This window comes from Labrenzia sp. ATLA3 (genome assembly GCF_057180185.1).
This window is the reverse complement of the sequence record NZ_JBXUKV010000002.1, coordinates 438,678-456,284: the sequence shown is the minus strand read 5'-3', so window position 1 is coordinate 456,284 and position 17,607 is coordinate 438,678. Positions and strand designations below refer to the sequence as shown.

The window sequence follows — 17,607 nt, the reverse complement described above, 5'->3', positions numbered from 1 at the left end:
AACAAAATCAACAATCGGGAGCAGCCGGCATGACATCGTTGTCCTTGAAGAATGTCAGCAAGTCCTATGGATCTGTCGAAGTTCTGCGCGACATCAACATGGATATCAACGAAGGCGAGCTGATCGTTTTCGTCGGCCCATCGGGGTGCGGAAAGTCGACATTGCTGCGGATGATCGCAGGCCTGGAAAAAATCACCGGCGGCGAACTGGAAATCGACGGCGTCGTCGTCAACGACGTGCCGCCGGCACAGCGCGGAATTGCCATGGTGTTCCAGTCCTATGCGCTTTATCCGCATATGACGGTCTACGACAACATGGCCTTCGCCCTGAAGCTGGCCGGCAAGTCGCGTGATGAAATCGACAAGGCTGTGCGGGCGGCGGCGGACAGGCTGCAGCTGACGGCTTATCTCGACCGCCTGCCAAAAGCGCTGTCCGGCGGTCAGCGACAGCGCGTTGCCATTGGCCGCTCAATCGTTCGCGACCCCAAGGTGTTCCTGTTCGACGAGCCGCTGTCGAACCTCGATGCCGCCCTGCGCGTTGCGACAAGGATCGAGATCGCGCAGTTGAAGGAGAGCATGCCGGAAAGCACCATGATCTACGTTACCCACGATCAGGTGGAGGCGATGACGCTGGCAACGCGCATCGTCGTGCTTCATGGCGGCAATATCGAACAATTCGGCGCGCCGCTGGATCTTTACGAACGCCCCGCCAACACGTTCGTTGCCCAGTTCATCGGCTCGCCCGCCATGAACCTGCTTGATGCCAAGGTGGCGGCAACCGGCGCCCAAACGTCCCTGGTCATGGCCGATGACGGTCATGCGGACGTGCCGATTGCCTCGCTGGACAGCGACAAGGGCGCGGCGGTGAAGCTTGGTGTGCGGCCGGAAGACCTGACAGTGACGGACAGCGACGATTTCCTGATCTCCGCCGAGGTCGAAATCGTCGAAGCGCTCGGAGAAACAACAGTGCTTTACTTCCGTCCGAAAGACGGTGCATCGGCCCTGATCGCCAAGCTGCCGGGGATCCACAAGATCGCAAGGGGCACGTCCATCCGTCTGACGGCTGCGCCGGAAAAACTGCATCTGTTCGACAGCGAGGGACAGTCGTTTCTCTATAGATGATTGACCCTGCAGGGTGGGGAGAGGCGTCCGGCGAGACTGCTGCCCCCACCCCTTGTACTTCTCCTCCCAAGAGGGGAGGGAGATCCGGCCAGGTTTGTGAGCGCATTGGCAGTGCCTTACATGAGCGGTGGCCAGCTGTCCGGCCCCGGATCTCTCAGTCAATGCTGGTGTCAGGTTCGCACGTCACTGATGACATGACGTGCCATTTGATTGCCGGTTTGCTGCAGACACAGATTTTCTTTTTCATTTCATGCTCTTGTGAATTTCGAGCAAGCCCTTTCGCCTGAGCCGTCTTATGATTTGTCCGGCGGTATCTCTGCTGAACCCTATGGGTTTCAGGTCATGGCCGGATGACCGGTTTACTGAAGTTCCGGACGGCTGGCAGCAATCCTCCCTGCAACTACGTTCCAAGATCCAAAGATATTGTGGCCTATCTCGATTGCGAGGCGTCGCTGGTGTTCCCGTGGCCCGCTCGATCCCCTATTGTCACATCATTTTCATATGAGCGTCGAATAAGGTTCATATGAAAATGTTTTAAGGGGCTTCGAAGTCAGGCTTTTTCGAGTCAACATGTTGCCTTTGGAGCGGCTGGCCTCCCGTGCCTGCGGGAGGAAAGGGGACGATGGCGGATCAGAAGAATATGCTTGGGCAAATAGATATTTCAAAGCGTCAGGCCGAAATAGCGGATCTGGTACAAAAGGCGGGATTTGCATCCGTTGAGGAATTGGCAGACCGGTTCGAGGTGACCACACAGACGATCCGCCGGGACGTCAACGGTCTTTGCGAACTTGGAATTCTGCGCCGAACCCACGGCGGTGTCGAACCGCCCGCACCCGCTTCCAACATTCACTATTCCACGCGGCAGATTCTGAACCTTCCGGAAAAGCAGCGCATAGCGGAGCTGGTCTCAAGGCACGTGGGCAACAACCAGTCGCTTGCCTTTTCCATCGGCACTACGCCGGAAATCGTCATGCAGGCCCTTGTCGGGCATGAAAAGCTGGCGGTCTTTACCAACAACCTGAACGTTGCCTTCACCGCGTCGATCAATCCGTCCTTTCAGGTGACGATAACGGGTGGCCGTTTGCGACACGGCGACCGCGATGTGCTTGGGTCTGCGGCGCAGTCCTTCTTTTCCAACTACAAGGTTGATATCGGCATTTTCGGCGTTGCCGGCGTGGATGAAGACGGCACGCTGCTGGACTTTCATGAGGACGAAGTAGCCGCGCGCCAGTCCATTCTCGCCAATTGCCGCAGATCCTATCTGGTGCTGGACCACAGCAAGTTCGGCCGGAACGCCCATGTGCGCGGCGGCCATCTCAGTGATGTCGATGCGGTCTTTACCGATTGCCCGGTGCCGGACGCCTTTCTGGCGTCGCTGCAAGGCACAAACACGGACGTGTTCGTGGCCGCCGATGAGGATCTGGCGTGATTTTCAGCCCACAAGCTTGAACCTTCCAGGCTTCAGGCGTGTATTCGTCCGGGGCCGGCAAGCCGAATGCTCTGGAGTGGATTTGACGCAACCTGAGCCTCCTGGCGTCGATAGTCCTTCTTTTCGAAGGGCAGTTTGTCCAGAGCTTCATGCGTGGCGCTATCAAATAAATTTAATTTGGGAAACGGCGGAAAGCAGGGGATGGACGACCTTTGCCTTGACGGCCAAACCGCTTTGGCTCAAGCCGTTGGCCGTTGGGCACTTTTTCTGGCAGGGGCTTTTATGCTAATGCATTTAAATCCCGGATTTCTGCGGGATTTTCATCTTTAGTTTTTTTGATTCCCGAAGCCCCAGGAGCCCTGCCGTGTCACTCAAATTCCTTGCCATTGGCGAATGTATGGTCGAGATGGCACCAACGGGCGAGGGCACATATGCCATGGGGTTTGCCGGCGATACGCTGAACACCGCCTGGTACGCGCGCAAATGCCTGCCCGCCGACTGGACAGTCGGTTATTACACAGCCGTTGGCCGCGATCAGGTGTCGGAAGACATGCTGTCTTTCCTGAAGGGCTCGGATCTGGAGACGTCCACCATCCAGAAGCGGGACGACCGGACTGTCGGTCTCTACATGATCCAGTTGAAGGATGGTGAACGCAGCTTTGCGTATTGGCGTTCCCAATCCGCCGCGCGCTTGCTGGCGGCCGACCAGGACGTGTTGGCGTCGGCGCTCAAAGGGGCGGGGCTGATCTATTTCAGCGGCATTACCCTTGCCATCCTTCCGCCGGACGACCGTAAAGCATTCCTGGACGGACTGAGAGCTGCCCGCAAGGCTGGGGCCAAAACGGCATTCGACCCGAACCTGCGCCCGCGACTTTGGGAAGATGCGGACACGATGCGGGCAAGCGTTACGGAAGCCGCCGGCTGCTGCGATTTCCTGATGCCCTCTTTCGAGGACGAACTGGCTCATTTTGGAGATGCGACCCCGGATGACAGCGCGAACCGCTATCTTGCCGCCGGAGCCGGCATGGTGGTGGTCAAGAACGGCCCTGAACAGGTGGTCTGTGCGGACGCAGGGTCGCGGCAGGCTTTCCAGCCGGCGCCGGTTTCCAAAATTGTCGACACGACGGCTGCCGGAGACAGTTTCAATGCGGCCTTTCTGGCGAAATATCTCTCCGGGGGGGATGTCGCGGAAAGCGTTGATGCGGGCGCAAATCTTGCCGGTAACGTGATCCAGCACCGTGGTGCTCTGGTTGCCTGTCTCGAACCGGCCTGACGGGAAGAAACGGCGATTCGCCTGTAGGCAATTCCCTGAAAGTATAAAATGTCAGTATGAAATAAAATCATTGCGAATATTGACAGTGTGGTTTTATTTTTTCTTTGATTTCTTATTGTTCTATTTGTCTGGGAAGCTCTTCGTCCAGAAAAATTAGGAATTTGTTCGCTCATGATTCCTACCCTACGTCCGATTTTGGATGTTGGCGTATTGGCCATCAGAGGGGGGACGAATGTTCTCAGGTTTGCGTTTGTCGAAAAAGATCCCGGCGCTGGTATTGGGCGCCGCTGCGGTGGTCGGCATTGGTATCGGTGTTTCCAGTTACGTCACGTCTGCAGCAAGCGTGAACCAGATGACGAGAGAACGCCTCATGGCGGCCGCCAAGATCTCGAAGCAGGAAACACTCGGTTATCTGGAGGTGATCGAGCGGGATCTTGCCATTGTTGCAGAGCATCCGGGAACCGCCGCTGCCGTCCAGGAATTTGCGTCCGCCTGGAAAAACTGGGAACAGTCCGGTGGTGATCCCGGTCAGGCTTTGCAGAAGGCGTATATAGCCGACAATCCGAACCCGAATGGTGAAAAGCAGCTGCTCGACAAGGGTGCCTCCGGCACCGACTACGACGAGGTGCATGCCAAATACCACCCATGGTTCCGTCAGCTTCAACAGGACAACGAATACTACGACGTCTTTCTGTTCGATACCGAGGGTAACCTCGTTTACTCGGTGTTCAAGGAAGCGGACTTCGCGACCAACTTCAGTACCGGCGGAGGCAAGTGGGCCGATACCGACCTCGGTGAAGTCTATCGCAAGGCGATGAGCAGCACGGAGCACGGGAAGGTCGCTTTCGAGGATTTCGCGCCTTACAAGCCCAGTTCCGATGCTCCGGCCAGTTTCATCGCGCATCCGGTTCGCACTGCCGATGAAACAGTTGGCGTGCTTGCGTATCAAATGCCTGTTGGAAAAATCGATGAGCTTCTGAGCCATAACCTTGGTCTCGGCAAGACAGGGGAACTTGTCTTGATCGGCGAAGACCGGTTGATGCGTAACAATTCCGAGCTCACGTCCGAACAGAACGACATTCTTGTCACCAAGGTCGACAATTCCATTATCGATGAAGCCTTCGCGTCCGGGGAAGCTTTCGGGATCAGTTCGTTTTTCAGCGAAGAGCCCATGGAAGTCGATGCAATCAGATTTGTGTTTCATGGCCAGAACTTCGTGATCATCGCCATGCAGACTTACGAAGAAGCGATTGCACCAGTTACAACAATGCGGAACCGCATGCTGTTAACAGGACTTGTTCTGCTTGTTGTGGCTGGCGCAGTCGGTTTCTTCGCGGCTCGCACGATCACGACCCCCATCGGCAAGGTTGTTGCCGCAATGAATGCGCTTGCCGGAGGCGATACACGTGTGGAGACCGATGACGCCAAGCGTGGCGACGAGATCGGAGACATGTTCAAGGCCGTCTCGGTGTTCAAGGAAAACGCCATTCAACGGCGTCATCTTGAAGAACAGGCCCGAAACGAGCGCGACAAGGAACGCCAGCGTCAGGCCTTTCTGGAAGGGGTGATCAATGACTTCAAGTCGATCATGTCCAGCCGTCTGACAACCGTATCCGAGCAGATGGAACGCATGCGCGGCGCCGCCACCACGCTGGAAGATCTCGCGATCAACGCCAAGTCGGAGTCTGACCACGCAGGGCAGGCCTCTGTCAGCGCGTCGGAAAACGTTGCTGCTGTTGCAGCCGCCACGGAAGAAATGACAGCCACCGTTCAGGAAATCGCCAACCAGACCGAAGCCACGACCCGTATCGTTCTGGAAACCGTGAAAGCGGCGGAAGATACGAACCGGAACGTCGAGACGCTGTCGGAAGCTGCCGAACATATCGGCAGCGTGGTCAATCTCATTCGCGACATTGCGGAACAGACCAACCTCCTGGCGCTGAACGCCACCATTGAAGCGGCCCGTGCAGGTGAAGCCGGGCGCGGGTTTGCGGTCGTGGCATCGGAAGTCAAGCAGCTCGCGGAACAGACATCCAAGGCAACGGACGAAATTTCCGGTCGGATTTCGGGTATTCAGAACTCGGTTCGCGATGCGGCCGGGGCTATCGAACATATCACCGAGAAAGTATCCGACATCAAGAACCTGACCAGCTCCGTGGCCGGGGCTATCGAGGAACAGCGGGCGGCAAACCAGGAAATCGCACGCTCGGCGCGATCTGCCAGCGACAGCACCGGCAACGCCGCCAACAGCATGTCCTCCGTTTCCGGCGCAGTTGAACAGACGTCCGCGGAAGCCGGGTCTGTCAGCACGGCGTCTGATCTGGTTTCGGAGGCGAGTTCCAGCCTGGCGCAGGAGGTCGAGAAATTTCTTTCGGACGTCACAAAGGATGTCGAGGACCGCAGGCGTGCAGTCCGCAAGGCGATTTCGGAAGATGTCAGACTTACCTTCTCGAACGGCCGCAAGCGCACCGCCCAGCTGGTCGATGTCAGCATCACGGGTGCGCAGATCCTGGATCTCAAAGACATGCCGAATGGCGAGCATCTGACGCTGGAGTTCCTGGATGGCACCGTGCTGAATGCGAAAGTCGTACGCCAGACCGAAGCAGGGTGCGGCGTCGAGTTCGCCGAGCAGCTACAGGAAAGTCACATTCTGATTGCCGCGTAAGAACGCAGACAAGAGAAATGAAAAAGGGCGCCTGTCGGCGCCCTTTTTGCTGTCTTCGCGCTGAGCAATTCTCGTCCTGAGGAGGGGCAAAGGCTCGTCTCGAAGGATGGCCGCTTGCTCAGTCCCTGCTACTTGAACCTATCCAGCGTCCCGCTGGGCGATCCAGTCGTGGTCCGGATGGTTCTGGAACCGCCACTTGCGCAAGGGGCCGGCCATGACGTTCAGATAATACATCTCGTAGCCATAGGGCGCGCCGCAGGGGTGGTGGCCCTTGGGAACCAGCACCACGTCGCCATCTGAAACAGCCATCGTCTCGTCCAACTCGCCGTCTTCGGTGAAGACGCGCTGGAAGCCGAAACCCTGTTTCGGGTTGAGGCGGTGGTAATAGGTCTCTTCCAGATAGGTCATATCCGGAAAATTGTCTTCGTCGTGCCGGTGCGGGGGATAGGACGACCAGTTGCCCTGGGGCGTATAGACTTCCGTCACCAGCAGGCTGTCGGCGATATCGCTTTCTTCCATCGCGATCGGATGGATGTAGCGGGTGTTGGCACCCTTGCCGCGTTCCACCTGGCCGATATCGGTAATGACGCGGGCCTTGTAATTGCCCTTGCCCGGTGCGGTACAGACCGCCAGAACACAGTCCGTGGTGGCTTTCGCAGACCATTTGCTGCCGTTGGGCACATAGACGCAATGCGGTTTCTTGCGCTCGAACACGCTCATCCGGTCGCCCAGTTCACCAAAGTCTTCATCGCCGGCGGAAAACGAAGCCTTGCCTTCCACGAGGACGAGGATGACTTCCTTGTCGCCGGTATCTTCAGATGCCGATTGACCCGCTTCCAGATGATAGAGACCAAAGCCGACATAGCCCCATCTGGCGCTTTCCGGCGTGATGTCGTGCACCTTGCCGGAGGTGCCGGACGGCTTGACGAGAAGATGGCTCATGTCAAATCCACTTCCTTTGAGAGTTGCTTGAGGGTCTTGAGGCCGAGGCTTTGATACTGGAACGGGTTGCGGACGTCCGGGTCCTGTTCCGCCTCGATCACGATCCAGCCTTCATAGCCGGTGTCTTTCAGGATCTTGAGAAGCGGCTTGAAATCAACGCCGCCTTCCTCGTCGCCCGGCACGGTGAAGACACCTGTGCGCACGCCGTCCATGAAGGACTTCTTGGTCTCGCGGATTTCCTTCATCACGGCCGGACGCACGTTCTTTGCATGGAAATGCTTCACGCGGGCGGCGTGTTTTTCCAGCACCGGAGCCGGATCCTGGCCGTTGCTGCCAAAATAGCAGTGGCCGGCATCGAACAGCAGTTTGGTTGCCGGGCCGGTGGCGTCCATGAAGGCGTCGATTTCTTCCGGCGTCTCGACAACGGTGCCCATGTGGTGGTGGTAGACAAGATCGATGCCCTGGCTTGCGCAGAAGGCCGCGAGTTCCTCGATCTTGGCGCCGAAGGCTTTCATTTCGTCAGCAGTCAGCACCGGGCTGGTGTTGATGTCTGTCTGGGAGCCCTGAATGGTGTTGGAGGTCTCGCAGGTGATGCAGACCTTGCAGCCATTGTGTTTCAGCTTGTCGAGATGAGGCTGGATCGCCTTCTTTTCTTCTTCGACCGACTGGACCAGCAGGTTGAGCGAATACCAGCCGGAAATGAACCTGAGGCCATAGCTGCCGAGAAGCTGTTTCAGCTCTTCCGGGTCGTTGGGCCAGCGGTGGCCGTTCTCGATACCGTCGAAGCCGATTTCTGAGGCTTGAGACAGGATCTGCTCAGTCGGAATATGCGCGCCAAGGGTCTGGTCGTCATCATTGGCCCAGGCAATCGGGTTGGTGCCGTAAAGGATCATGGCTGTTGTCCTGTAACGCGTCGGAGCGTTGGGTTCGATATCTGTGTTTTTCCGACCTCATCCTGAGGAAGCGCTTCAGCGCTGTCTCGAAGGATGGGCCGTTTGTTCGGTATTTGCCCCCCCTCCCTTCGAGACGGACCGGATGGTCCTCCTCAGGAAGAGGTCATAAGGAGAGGATGTCGGTGTGCTGCGATGCCTTTCCCTAATCGACAAGGTTCTGGTGCTTCAGCTCCGCGACATAGCCTTCACGGGCCTGCCGGACTTCGGCGCGCTGCGAAACTTCGGGAACGGCAACATCCCACCAATGGCCACCGCCGTTTTCACCCGGTCCGTGCATCGGGTCCGTGTCGATGACGATCACCGTCGGAATGGCCCGGTCCTTTGAGGCGAGGATCTGCGCTTCCAGGTCGGCAATGTCCTTTGCCTTCACCGCGTGAGCTCCCATCGCGGCCGCGTGGGCGACGAAGTCGATGTCAGGCTGGGCCTCGACGTTGCAGCTCTGATAGAGGTTGTTGAACTGGTTGCCACCGGTGCCCATCTGCAGCCGGTTGATGCAGCCGTAGCCGCGATTGTCCGTCAGGACCACCGTGAACGGCACGCGCCGCATGACGGCAGTCGCCAGCTCCGAATTGGCCATCATGTAGGAGCCGTCGCCGAGGAAGCAGACGACATCCCGCTCCGGCTGGGCCAGCTTGACGCCCATGGCGCCTGCAATCTCGTAACCCATGCAGGAATAGCCGTATTCCATGTGATAGCCGCCCTGTGGCGCCTGCCAAAGGAGCTTCAGCGCACCGGGCATGGTGCCGGCGGCGCACATGGCGATGGTCTTTTCCGATGAAGTCCGCTGAACCGCGCCGATTACCTCCGCATCCAGCGGCAGGTAGTCTGCGGGCACGTTGGTGCGGGCGCTGCAATGGGCGTCGACCCTGGACAGCCAGTCGAGACGGGACTGCGGATCGAAGGCAGACTTCTTCTCGTCGCCGAGCGCGGTGGAGATCTTCTCCAGGGCCACTTTGGCATCGCCGACGAGACCCATGGCGCCGTGCTTCAGCGCGTCGTAGCTTTGAACGTTGATCGACACCAGCTTGCGGCCGGGCTCCTTGAAGAGAGCCCAGGAGCCGGTGGTGAAATCCTGAAAACGGGTGCCGACGCCGATGACGAGATCGGCGCTTTCCGCAATCTCGTTGGCACAGGCCGAGCCATCGACACCGGCAGTGCCGAAGTTCATCGGGTGAGACTGGGCCAGTGCCGATTTGCCGGCCTGGGTCTCGATCACCGGAATGCCGTGTTTCGTCGCAAACTCGCCAAGGGTCTGTTCGGCCTGCGAATAGATGACGCCGCCGCCGCAGACGAGAACCGGTTTTTTCGCTGCCTTGATGAGTGCCGTGACATCGGCAATATCCCGGCTGTCCGGTTCCGGCCTGCGAATGCGCCAGACCTTGGGTTCGAAGAAGCTTGCCGGATAGTCGAACGCCTCGGCCTGGGTGTCCTGGCAGAAGGCGAGGGTCACCGGGCCGCAGTTGGCCGGGTCGGTCATCACGCGAAAAGCCCGCGGCAGTGCCGTCAGCAGATGTTCGGGGCGGCTGATCCGGTCGAAATAACGTGAGACGGGACGGAAGCAATCATTGGCCGAAACCGTACCGTCATCGAAGTCCTCTACTTGCTGCAGCACCGGGTCCGGTGCGCGATTGGCGAAGACATCCCCAGGGATCAACAGCACCGGCAGGCGGTTTACATGGGCAAGGGCGGCGGCGGTCACCATGTTGGTGGCGCCGGGGCCGATGGAAGAGGTCACCGCCATCGCCCGGGTGCGTTTTCTGGCCTTGGCATAGGCTATGGCAGTATGTGCCATTGTCTGTTCATTCTGGCCGCGCCAGGTCGGCAAGGCGTTGCCGGCCTGCTCCAGCGCTTCGCCCATGCCGGCAACATTGCCGTGGCCGAAGATCGCCCAGACGCCATCAATGAAACGCTCGCCGTCTTCGGTCATTTGCGCCGAAAGATAACGGACCATCGCCTGTGCGGCTGTCAGACGGATCGTACTCATGCGGAAATTCCTTGGGGTTCGTTTTCGTTCGCCTTGCTTCCGGCTTCTGCGCGGGCGGTATCCCAGATGTGGCACAGGCGGTTGAAGCGGCTCACCATGTCGGCGATGGCAGCTTCGTCTGTCAATTCATCCGCCAGCCATTTCCGGGCGGCATCCGCGAAAATCGTACGGCCGACGGCAAAACCCTTGACCAGCGGAAACCGGGCCGCCTCGGCAAAGCTGGCGGCGAGCTCATCTTCCGGCGCATCGAGGCCCAGCACCACGATGCCGCGGGTGTGGGGATCGTTTTCGGTAATCGCCGCACAGGCTCTCGCCCAGGCTTCTGCCGAGGTCATCGGTTCCAGTTTCCACCAGTCCGGATAAATGCCGATCTCATAGAAGCGGCGGATGATAGCGGCTGTCGTGTCCGCATCCACCGGGCCGACCTTGGACGGGATGACTTCCAGCAGCATTTCCAGCCGGTTGCGGCGGCAGGCCGCAAACAGCCGTTTCAGGATGCCTTCCTGCTCGGCCTTCATCGCGTCGGTGTCATAGGGATGATAGAAGCAGAGCACCTTGACCACATGCTCTGCCGGCCATTCGGCCAGGCCGCCGAAATCCGGACCGATTTCCGGTTCCAGGGTCAGTGGCCGGGAGGCAGGCCACTCCACCGGATGACCGATCCAAAGTCCGGTTCCGGCGGCCCGATAAAGCGCCTCGCGGCCATGCCGGCTATCGCACAGGATGCCATAGCCAGGCTGACCGTCCGCAACCGCAAGGGCCGCGTCGAGGCAGAGTTTCTTGAACGATCCGATCCGCTCGTGACCGGCATTGGCCGCATCGGCCATCTGTTCCAGCTGGATGCGGTGGTCGAAGGCAAAGACTCGCATGGTCGACCAGTCGCCGCCGTGCAGCCGGTGCCGGTTGGTGGACCAGTGGATCTGCTCCAGGTCCGGGTCCTTGCGCAAGGCCTTGTCCTTCACACCCCGTTTCAGGAAGAACTGCAGTTCCTCCCAGCTTGGGTAGGCGGGCGTGCAGCCGTGCCGGGACACCGCGAAGGCACCGCAAGCATTGGCATAGGTCAGGGCCGTGACCCAGTCTTCGCCGGTGATCCAGCCTTTCAGCAGGCCGGACATGAAGCCGTCACCGGCCCCCAGAACGTTGAACACCTCAATCGGGAAACCCGGGCCGGATATGCCGTCGTCAAGGCTGCCGGGAATGGCACCTTCAAAGGCGGTTGCGCCCATAGGTCCGCGCTTGCAGACCAACGTCGCTGCGGACACCTTGCGCACGTTGCGAAGTGCCTCGAGCGTATCTGTGGTGCCGCCGGCGATGTGGAATTCTTCTTCCGTGCCGACAATCAGGTCGAACAGATGCAAGGTCGATTGCAGTTTTTCCGTGACCTTGTCGGACGCGATGAAGCGGTTCTCGCCGTCGCCGTGTCCGGACAGGCCCCACAGATTGGGGCGGTAGTCGATGTCGAGCGCGGTGCGGCTGCCGCTTTCACGCGCAAGCCTCAGGGCTTTCAGAACGGCGGCTTCCGTCTGCGGGTGGCTGAGGTGCGTGCCGGTGGCGACAACAGCCTTGGCCGACGCAATGAACGCGGGATCGATGTCGTCTTCAACCAGCGCCATGTCGGCACAGTTCTCGCGGTAGAAGATCAGCGGGAACTGCTCCTGATCACGGATGCCCAGCAGGACGAGGGCGGTCAGCCGCTCCTTGTCGGTGATCACCCCCTGTGTGTCGACGCCGTGCCGTTCCAGTTCCTCGCGGATGAAACGGCCCATGTGCTCGTCACCGACACGGGTGATCAGCGCCGACCGCAGGCCGAGCCGCGCGGTGCCGCAGGCCATGTTGGTGGGCGAGCCGCCGATATATTTGTTGAAGGACGCCATGTCCTCCAGACGCCCGCCCGCCTGGGCTCCGTAAAGGTCGACCGACGAGCGGCCTATCGTGATGACATCGAGTTTCTTCACGTGCACATTCCGTTTCTCATTCAGCCCGTCAGATGGTGCCGCCGAGCGAACCTTCCAGTTCCGCCAGTTCCTGGCCACCGGCCATCAGGTCCTGAAGTTCTTCCGCTTTTATGTCCCCGCGCAACGCGGTGCCAAGCGTCTTGCCACGGTTGAGCACCGTGAACCTGTCGCCCACGGCCATGGCATGGCGCACGTTGTGGGTGATGAAGACTACGCCGATACCCTTTTGACGGACCTTGTCGATTGTCGCCAGAACGTTGGAGGTCTGGCGCACGCCAAGGGCCGATGTCGGCTCGTCCAGAATCAGCACCTTGGCGCCGAAGAAGACGGCACGGGAAATTGCCACCGTCTGGCGTTCGCCGCCGGACAAGGTGCCGACCGCCTGGTCCGGCGAGCGCAGGTGAATCCCCATCTTGGCCATTTCGGTCATGGTGACTTCGTTGGCCTGGGCAAAGTCGAAGAACTTGAACGGGCCGAAGCGCTTCTGCGGTTCGCGGCCCATCCAGAAATTGCGGGTGACGGACATCAGCGGGATCATCGCCAGGTCCTGGTAGACGGTCGCTATGCCGGCTTCCATGGCGTCACGCGGGCTGTTGAAGTTGACTTCCTTGCCGTCCATCAGGATCTTGCCCTTGGTCGGCTTGTGGACGCCGGACATGGTCTTGATGAAGGTGGACTTGCCCGCGCCGTTGTCGCCCAGAAGGCAGTGGCATTCGCCGGCCTTCACGGAAACGGAGACACCGTTCAGGGCGATCACCGGGCCGAAGTGTTTCTCGATATCGACGAGTTCGATCAGGTTGTCGGACATCTTATCTTTCCCCCGTGATCATGCGGCGGATATAGGTGTTGAGGATCACGGCCAGCAGCAGGATCACGCCGAGGAAAACCCGGAACAGCGAGCTTTCGACCCCGGCGAAGAAAAGGCCCTGCTGGACGACGCCGAAGATCAGGGCGCCAAGGGCCGCGCCGACCACCGAGCCGTAGCCACCGGTGAGAAGCGCGCCGCCGATCACCACGGAAATGATGGCTTCGAATTCCTTCAGCAGGCCACGGTCAGCCGCGGCAGAGCCGAATTCCATCACCTGGCAGGTGGCGAAAATGGTCGCGCAGAAGGCGGTGAACATGAACATCAGGATCTTGACCCGGTTCACCGGAACACCGACATAGCGGGCTGCCTGGGCATCTCCGCCAGCGGCGAAGATCCAGTTGCCGAAGCGGGTGCGGGTGAGAAGGAGGTGGCCGAACACGATCAGGATCACCGCCCAGATCATCAGCATCGGGATGCCTTCGACCACCGGCTGGCCGGCTTTCGGACCAGCAACGAACTTGCCGACGATGCCGAGATCGGCAAGCCAGACAAACAGGCCGGAAAAAACCTTGCCGCCGAAGAGCCAGGCAATCGGATCGCCCTCTGCGACCTCACGTACACCGCCGATGATGGTCTTGCGGGTGGTGGCGATGGAAATGAAGATCGTCAGGCCGCGCAGAATGTAGAGAAAGGCGAGGGTGACGATAAAGGAGGGCAGGCCGGTCTTGACGACCAGGTAGCCGTTGAGCGCGCCGATGGCCAGTGCCATCGCGAAAGCGACCAAGATGCCGACCCAGACCGGATATCCCCATTGTACGGAGATGAGTGCGATGATGATTCCGGAAAAGCCGATCATGGAGCCGACGGAGAGATCGAACTCGCCTGCGATCATCAGGAGGCAGGCGCCGACGGCGATGATGGCGAACTGGGCAGAGACTGTGCCCCAGTTGATGATGCCTTCCGGCGAGAACATGCCGCTGTCGCTGGCGATGCCCAGGAAGAACATGAAAACAAGGATGGTGCCGCAGATCGCGCCCAGTTCCGGGCGGATCAGGGCTTTGCGCATGGGCGACATTTCGCGGATGCGCTCGTCTTTCTGAGGGGCGGCTGCCGATTGTGTCTCAGCCATAGGTCTCCTCCTGCGTGCCGGGGTGGCCGGCCGCGTCCAGTATGCGGCCCGGCCGCAGAACAGTGTTCTGGAATTCAGTGCTTGCCCGTCTGGGCGCGCGGGTGTGTCTGTTGAAAGGGAGAGGCGGACACCGCCTCTCCGCAGGGCCGCACCTGGCGGCCCTTCAGGTTCGCTTACCGGTATTCGCCGGCGTACTTTTCCACCAGGGCAATGTTGTTTTTGGTCACGAAGCCCGGGCCGGAGTTGATGGAGTTGCCCGGAACCACGCCGTAACGCGCCAGGTTCGTCAGGATGACGACCGGCAGGTAGCCCTGCAGGTAAGGCTGCTGGTCGATGGCAAAGGCAATCACGTCGCCCTTGATGGCTTCAGCGATTTCACCCGACAGGTCGAAGGTGCCGAAGTGGATGGTGCCGGATTTGCCCATTTCTTCCAACGCTGCCAGCGTCGGATGTGCCGAGGTCGGCCCGAGGGTCAGGATGCCGTTGGTGTCCGGATGACCCTGCAGATAGGCCATGACCTTGGACTTGATTTCAGCCGGGTCCTGACCGCTGTCGATCATGTGGCTGCCGAGTTCCACGCCCAGTGCGTCGGCATAGCCCTGACAACGTTCAACCGATGCCGGGTTGGTGATGTAGTGGTTCACACAAAGGAAGTCGGTGACGCCGGCCGCCTTGGCCTTTTCGCCGGCACCCTTGCCTGCGTCATATTCCGGCTGACCGACATGCATCAGAGCGCCGATTTTCTTGGACTGCTCTTCGGTGCCGGAGTTGATGGTGATGACCGGAATGCCCTTGGCAACCGCATTGGACAGCGGGCCGCTCAGAACGTCGTAGTCGGCGATTGTCGCGATGATGCCGTTCGGGTTGGACGCAGCCGCCTGCTCGATGATGCGGGCCATGTCGGCAAGGTCGCCCGTCGGAGGGTTGCGGTATTCCACTTCGACGTCCATCTGGTCGCCGGCAACGGCAATGGCGTTCTTGATCGTGTTCCACCAGCTGTCGCTGTCCGGTGCATGGCTGACCAGAACGAAACGTTCTCCGTCAGCGGAGGCCGGAGCGGTAAGTCCGGTGAAGGCAACAGCGGCAGCCGCCATCGCGATAAGTGTCTTCTTCATGGTGTTCCTCCCAGAACGTGGACCGCGGGCCTTTAACAATCCCACCCGCGTCATCAGAAGTCTGTGGCGGCTCCGGCTGACCGTTGCCGCGTTTGGAATATAAATTCCATTTTTATCTGAGCGCAACAGATTTTTTCCATAAAGCTCATATCCGGTTCCTCTGCGCCCCCACGGAAACCGCCAGCGCAATGGCGAGAGAAAGACTTGCGGACAAGGCCCGGAACGCGCCGACGTCCAGTTCCGACACCAGAAGCTGGATCGCCTTGAGGCGTGCGAGCGGGCTGGTGACCACATCCGTGATAGCGACAATATCGGCGCCACTGGCACGGGCCTTGGTGGCCATATCGATGGTCATTTCGGTGTAGGGCGCGAAGGTTACCGCAATCACGGCGTCGTTCGGGCGGATCAGGTGTTCCATGTTGATGTTGGCAATGCCGGAATGAAGAACGGCAGGAACGTCCATTTTTTCAAAGGCATATGCAAGATACGAGGTCACCGGAAAGGCCCTGCGGAAGCCGATCATGTGGATTGTCTCGGCGCGGGCCAGCACATCGACGGCCTGTTGCAGGGCAATGGGGTCGACGGTTGTCAGCAGGTTTTCCAAAGACGCACGGCCAACCTCGACGAATTCGGCCAGAAGGGCGGAGGGAGACTCAGTGCCGTGTTCCCGCAATTTGGCGAGACGGGTGGCATAGTCCGGCCACTTCTGGGAATAATCGGAGCGGAACAGCTTCTGCATTTGCGAAAAACCGGAAAAGCCCATTTCCTGGCAGAAACGCATGACTGCGGAGGGTTGCACATCAGCGCCGTCTGCAAGTTCGGCAACGGTGGAAACCGCCACCTTGTCCGGATTGGCTGCAATATAGTTCGCGAATTGTTTCAGGCGTTTGGGCAATCTGTCCGCTGTGCTGCCGAGACGGGTGAAAAACGCGTCGATGGACTGAGGCGGAGCAAGCATTTCGGCGGAAGCGAGGTTGGCGTCCAGGTCTGGATGGGGCGAGGCGTCATTCATTGTCTTCTTCTTTTCCTGCTTGACACATTCCGTCGAAAATGATTTTGGAATTTTTATTCTAAATTGGCAAGCGCTGGTTCAGCCCGCCCTGCCACATGTTATCCGGGAGGAAGTATCATGGCCGTCAATGTCGCCCTGCTTGGGGCCGGACGTATCGGTAAAGTACATGCAAAGGCCATTGGCGCGGCGGCCGGTGCGACGCTTGTCGCGGTTGCGGACGCTTTCCCGGAAGCTGCCGAAACGCTTGCGGCTGCCTATGGTGCGCGCGTCAGCACCATCGACGAGATCGCAGCTGCGGGGGATGTCGATGCGGTGATCATCTGCACGCCGACAGACACCCATGCGGATCTGATCGAGAAATTTGCACGGGAAGGCAAGGCCATCTTCTGCGAAAAGCCCATCGATCTGTCGCTTGACCGGGTAAAGGCCTGCCTGAAGACGGTTGAAGACCTCGGCGCAACCCTGATGCTCGGGTTCAACCGCCGCTTCGACCCGCATTTCCGTGCCGTGCGTGCCGCCATTGACGAAGGCCAGATCGGGGACGTGGAGATGGTGCAGATCACCTCGCGTGATCCGGGTGCGCCACCGCCGTCCTACATCACGTCCTCCGGCGGCATCTTCCGTGACATGACAATCCACGATTTCGACATGGCCCGCTTTCTGTTGGGCGAAGAAGTCACCACCGTTTATGCCACTGCTTCTGTTCTGGTTGATCCGGAAATCGGCAAACTGGGCGACTACGACAGCGCCACGGTGGTGCTGACGACGGCGTCCGGCAAGCAGTGTTCGATCTCCAACTCCCGCCGGGCAACCTATGGCTACGATCAGCGGATCGAGGTTCATGGCTCCAAAGGGGTGGTCAGCGCGGAAAACCAGCGTCCGGTTTCCATCGAGGTGGCGACAGAGGCCGGTTACACCCGCCCGCCGCTGCATGATTTCTTCATGACCCGCTACACGGAAGCCTATGCGGCGGAAATCACCGCCTTCGTCGAGGCCATTGAAACAGGCTCGGCGCCGTCCCCCAGTGGTGAAGATGGTCTGAAGGCACTCGCCCTTGCGGAAGCCGCGCTCAAGTCCATTGCCGAACGCCGTGCCGTCGGCATGGACGAAGTCTGAGCGCCAGAACCACTATGACCTCATCCTGAGGAGGACCGTCCGGTCCGTCTCGAAGGATGGGCGGCACACTCTTGAGCACGCGGCCCATCCTTCGAGACAGCGCCA

General features: G+C 59.6%; 13 protein-coding genes. 5 read left to right on the top strand and 8 right to left on the bottom strand.

Annotated features, from left to right (window positions below; all coding sequences use genetic code 11):
* Positions 1 to 29 precede the first annotated feature (29 nt).
* From AC2A6O_RS06595 to AC2A6O_RS06580, 4 genes are all read left to right on the top strand, one after another.
* Complete coding sequence (locus AC2A6O_RS06595; RefSeq protein WP_498926219.1) at positions 30 to 1,121, top strand: ABC transporter ATP-binding protein; 1,092 nt, start codon at positions 30 to 32, stop codon at positions 1,119 to 1,121.
* Positions 1,122 to 1,743: 622 nt separating this feature from the next.
* Entirely contained in the window at positions 1,744 to 2,550 is an 807-nt protein-coding gene (locus AC2A6O_RS06590) for a DeoR/GlpR family DNA-binding transcription regulator (protein ID WP_498926218.1), read from the top strand.
* Between the two features lie 364 nt (positions 2,551 to 2,914).
* Positions 2,915 to 3,823, top strand: coding sequence for a sugar kinase (locus tag AC2A6O_RS06585; protein ID WP_498926217.1), 909 nt, complete (start codon positions 2,915 to 2,917; stop codon positions 3,821 to 3,823).
* Between the two features lie 232 nt (positions 3,824 to 4,055).
* Positions 4,056 to 6,488, top strand: coding sequence for a methyl-accepting chemotaxis protein (locus tag AC2A6O_RS06580; protein WP_498926216.1), 2,433 nt, complete (start codon positions 4,056 to 4,058; stop codon positions 6,486 to 6,488).
* A gap of 138 nt (positions 6,489 to 6,626) precedes the next feature.
* On the opposite strand, the gene iolB is transcribed toward AC2A6O_RS06580, so the two are convergent.
* The 8 genes from iolB to AC2A6O_RS06540 all read right to left on the bottom strand — a co-directional run bounded on the left by iolB (position 6,627) and on the right by AC2A6O_RS06540 (position 16,386).
* Positions 6,627 to 7,430, bottom strand: a complete 804-nt coding sequence (gene iolB, locus AC2A6O_RS06575) for a 5-deoxy-glucuronate isomerase (RefSeq protein ID WP_498926215.1) — start codon at positions 7,428 to 7,430, stop codon at positions 6,627 to 6,629.
* Positions 7,427 to 8,323 carry a myo-inosose-2 dehydratase gene (gene iolE, locus AC2A6O_RS06570; RefSeq protein WP_498926214.1) on the bottom strand — a complete coding sequence of 299 codons (897 nt, stop codon included), beginning with the start codon at positions 8,321 to 8,323 and terminating at the stop codon, positions 7,427 to 7,429. The genes iolB and iolE overlap by 4 nt, the downstream gene beginning before the upstream one ends.
* A 202-nt stretch (positions 8,324 to 8,525) precedes the next feature.
* The gene (iolD, locus tag AC2A6O_RS06565) at positions 8,526 to 10,367 is read right to left on the bottom strand and encodes a 3D-(3,5/4)-trihydroxycyclohexane-1,2-dione acylhydrolase (decyclizing) (RefSeq protein WP_498926213.1); all 1,842 of its coding nucleotides are present in this window, start codon (positions 10,365 to 10,367) and stop codon (positions 8,526 to 8,528) included.
* The gene (locus AC2A6O_RS06560) at positions 10,364 to 12,322 is read right to left on the bottom strand and encodes a bifunctional 5-dehydro-2-deoxygluconokinase/5-dehydro-2-deoxyphosphogluconate aldolase (RefSeq protein WP_498926212.1); all 1,959 of its coding nucleotides are present in this window, start codon (positions 12,320 to 12,322) and stop codon (positions 10,364 to 10,366) included. The genes iolD and AC2A6O_RS06560 overlap by 4 nt, the downstream gene beginning before the upstream one ends.
* 28 nt (positions 12,323 to 12,350) lie before the next feature.
* Entirely contained in the window at positions 12,351 to 13,130 is a 780-nt protein-coding gene (locus tag AC2A6O_RS06555) for an ATP-binding cassette domain-containing protein (protein ID WP_148582848.1), read from the bottom strand.
* Position 13,131: 1 nt separating this feature from the next.
* Positions 13,132 to 14,259, bottom strand: a complete 1,128-nt coding sequence (locus AC2A6O_RS06550; protein ID WP_148582847.1) for an ABC transporter permease — start codon at positions 14,257 to 14,259, stop codon at positions 13,132 to 13,134.
* A 173-nt stretch (positions 14,260 to 14,432) separates the two neighbouring features.
* Positions 14,433 to 15,374: a sugar ABC transporter substrate-binding protein gene (locus AC2A6O_RS06545; protein ID WP_498926211.1), complete on the bottom strand. Its 942-nt coding sequence runs from the start codon at positions 15,372 to 15,374 to the stop codon at positions 14,433 to 14,435.
* 145 nt (positions 15,375 to 15,519) lie between these two features.
* Positions 15,520 to 16,386, bottom strand: a complete 867-nt coding sequence (locus AC2A6O_RS06540; protein ID WP_498926210.1) for a MurR/RpiR family transcriptional regulator — start codon at positions 16,384 to 16,386, stop codon at positions 15,520 to 15,522.
* 117 nt (positions 16,387 to 16,503) lie between these two features.
* On the opposite strand from AC2A6O_RS06540, the gene iolG reads away from it, so the two are divergent.
* A complete protein-coding gene (iolG, locus tag AC2A6O_RS06535; protein ID WP_498926209.1) occupies positions 16,504 to 17,502 on the top strand; it encodes an inositol 2-dehydrogenase in 999 nt (332 codons plus the stop codon).
* Positions 17,503 to 17,607: the final 105 nt, after the last annotated feature.

Coding starts and splice junctions, on each gene's coding strand:
- AC2A6O_RS06595 (WP_498926219.1), top strand. CDS start 30: ATGACATCGTTGTCCTTGAAGAATGTCAGCAAGTCCTATGGATCTGTC.
- AC2A6O_RS06590 (WP_498926218.1), top strand. CDS start 1,744: ATGGCGGATCAGAAGAATATGCTTGGGCAAATAGATATTTCAAAGCGT.
- AC2A6O_RS06580 (WP_498926216.1), top strand. CDS start 4,056: ATGTTCTCAGGTTTGCGTTTGTCGAAAAAGATCCCGGCGCTGGTATTG.
- iolB (WP_498926215.1), bottom strand. CDS start 7,430: ATGAGCCATCTTCTCGTCAAGCCGTCCGGCACCTCCGGCAAGGTGCAC.
- iolE (WP_498926214.1), bottom strand. CDS start 8,323: ATGATCCTTTACGGCACCAACCCGATTGCCTGGGCCAATGATGACGAC.
- iolD (WP_498926213.1), bottom strand. CDS start 10,367: ATGAGTACGATCCGTCTGACAGCCGCACAGGCGATGGTCCGTTATCTT.
- AC2A6O_RS06555 (WP_148582848.1), bottom strand. CDS start 13,130: ATGTCCGACAACCTGATCGAACTCGTCGATATCGAGAAACACTTCGGC.
- AC2A6O_RS06550 (WP_148582847.1), bottom strand. CDS start 14,259: ATGGCTGAGACACAATCGGCAGCCGCCCCTCAGAAAGACGAGCGCATC.
- AC2A6O_RS06545 (WP_498926211.1), bottom strand. CDS start 15,374: ATGAAGAAGACACTTATCGCGATGGCGGCTGCCGCTGTTGCCTTCACC.
- AC2A6O_RS06540 (WP_498926210.1), bottom strand. CDS start 16,386: ATGAATGACGCCTCGCCCCATCCAGACCTGGACGCCAACCTCGCTTCC.
- iolG (WP_498926209.1), top strand. CDS start 16,504: ATGGCCGTCAATGTCGCCCTGCTTGGGGCCGGACGTATCGGTAAAGTA.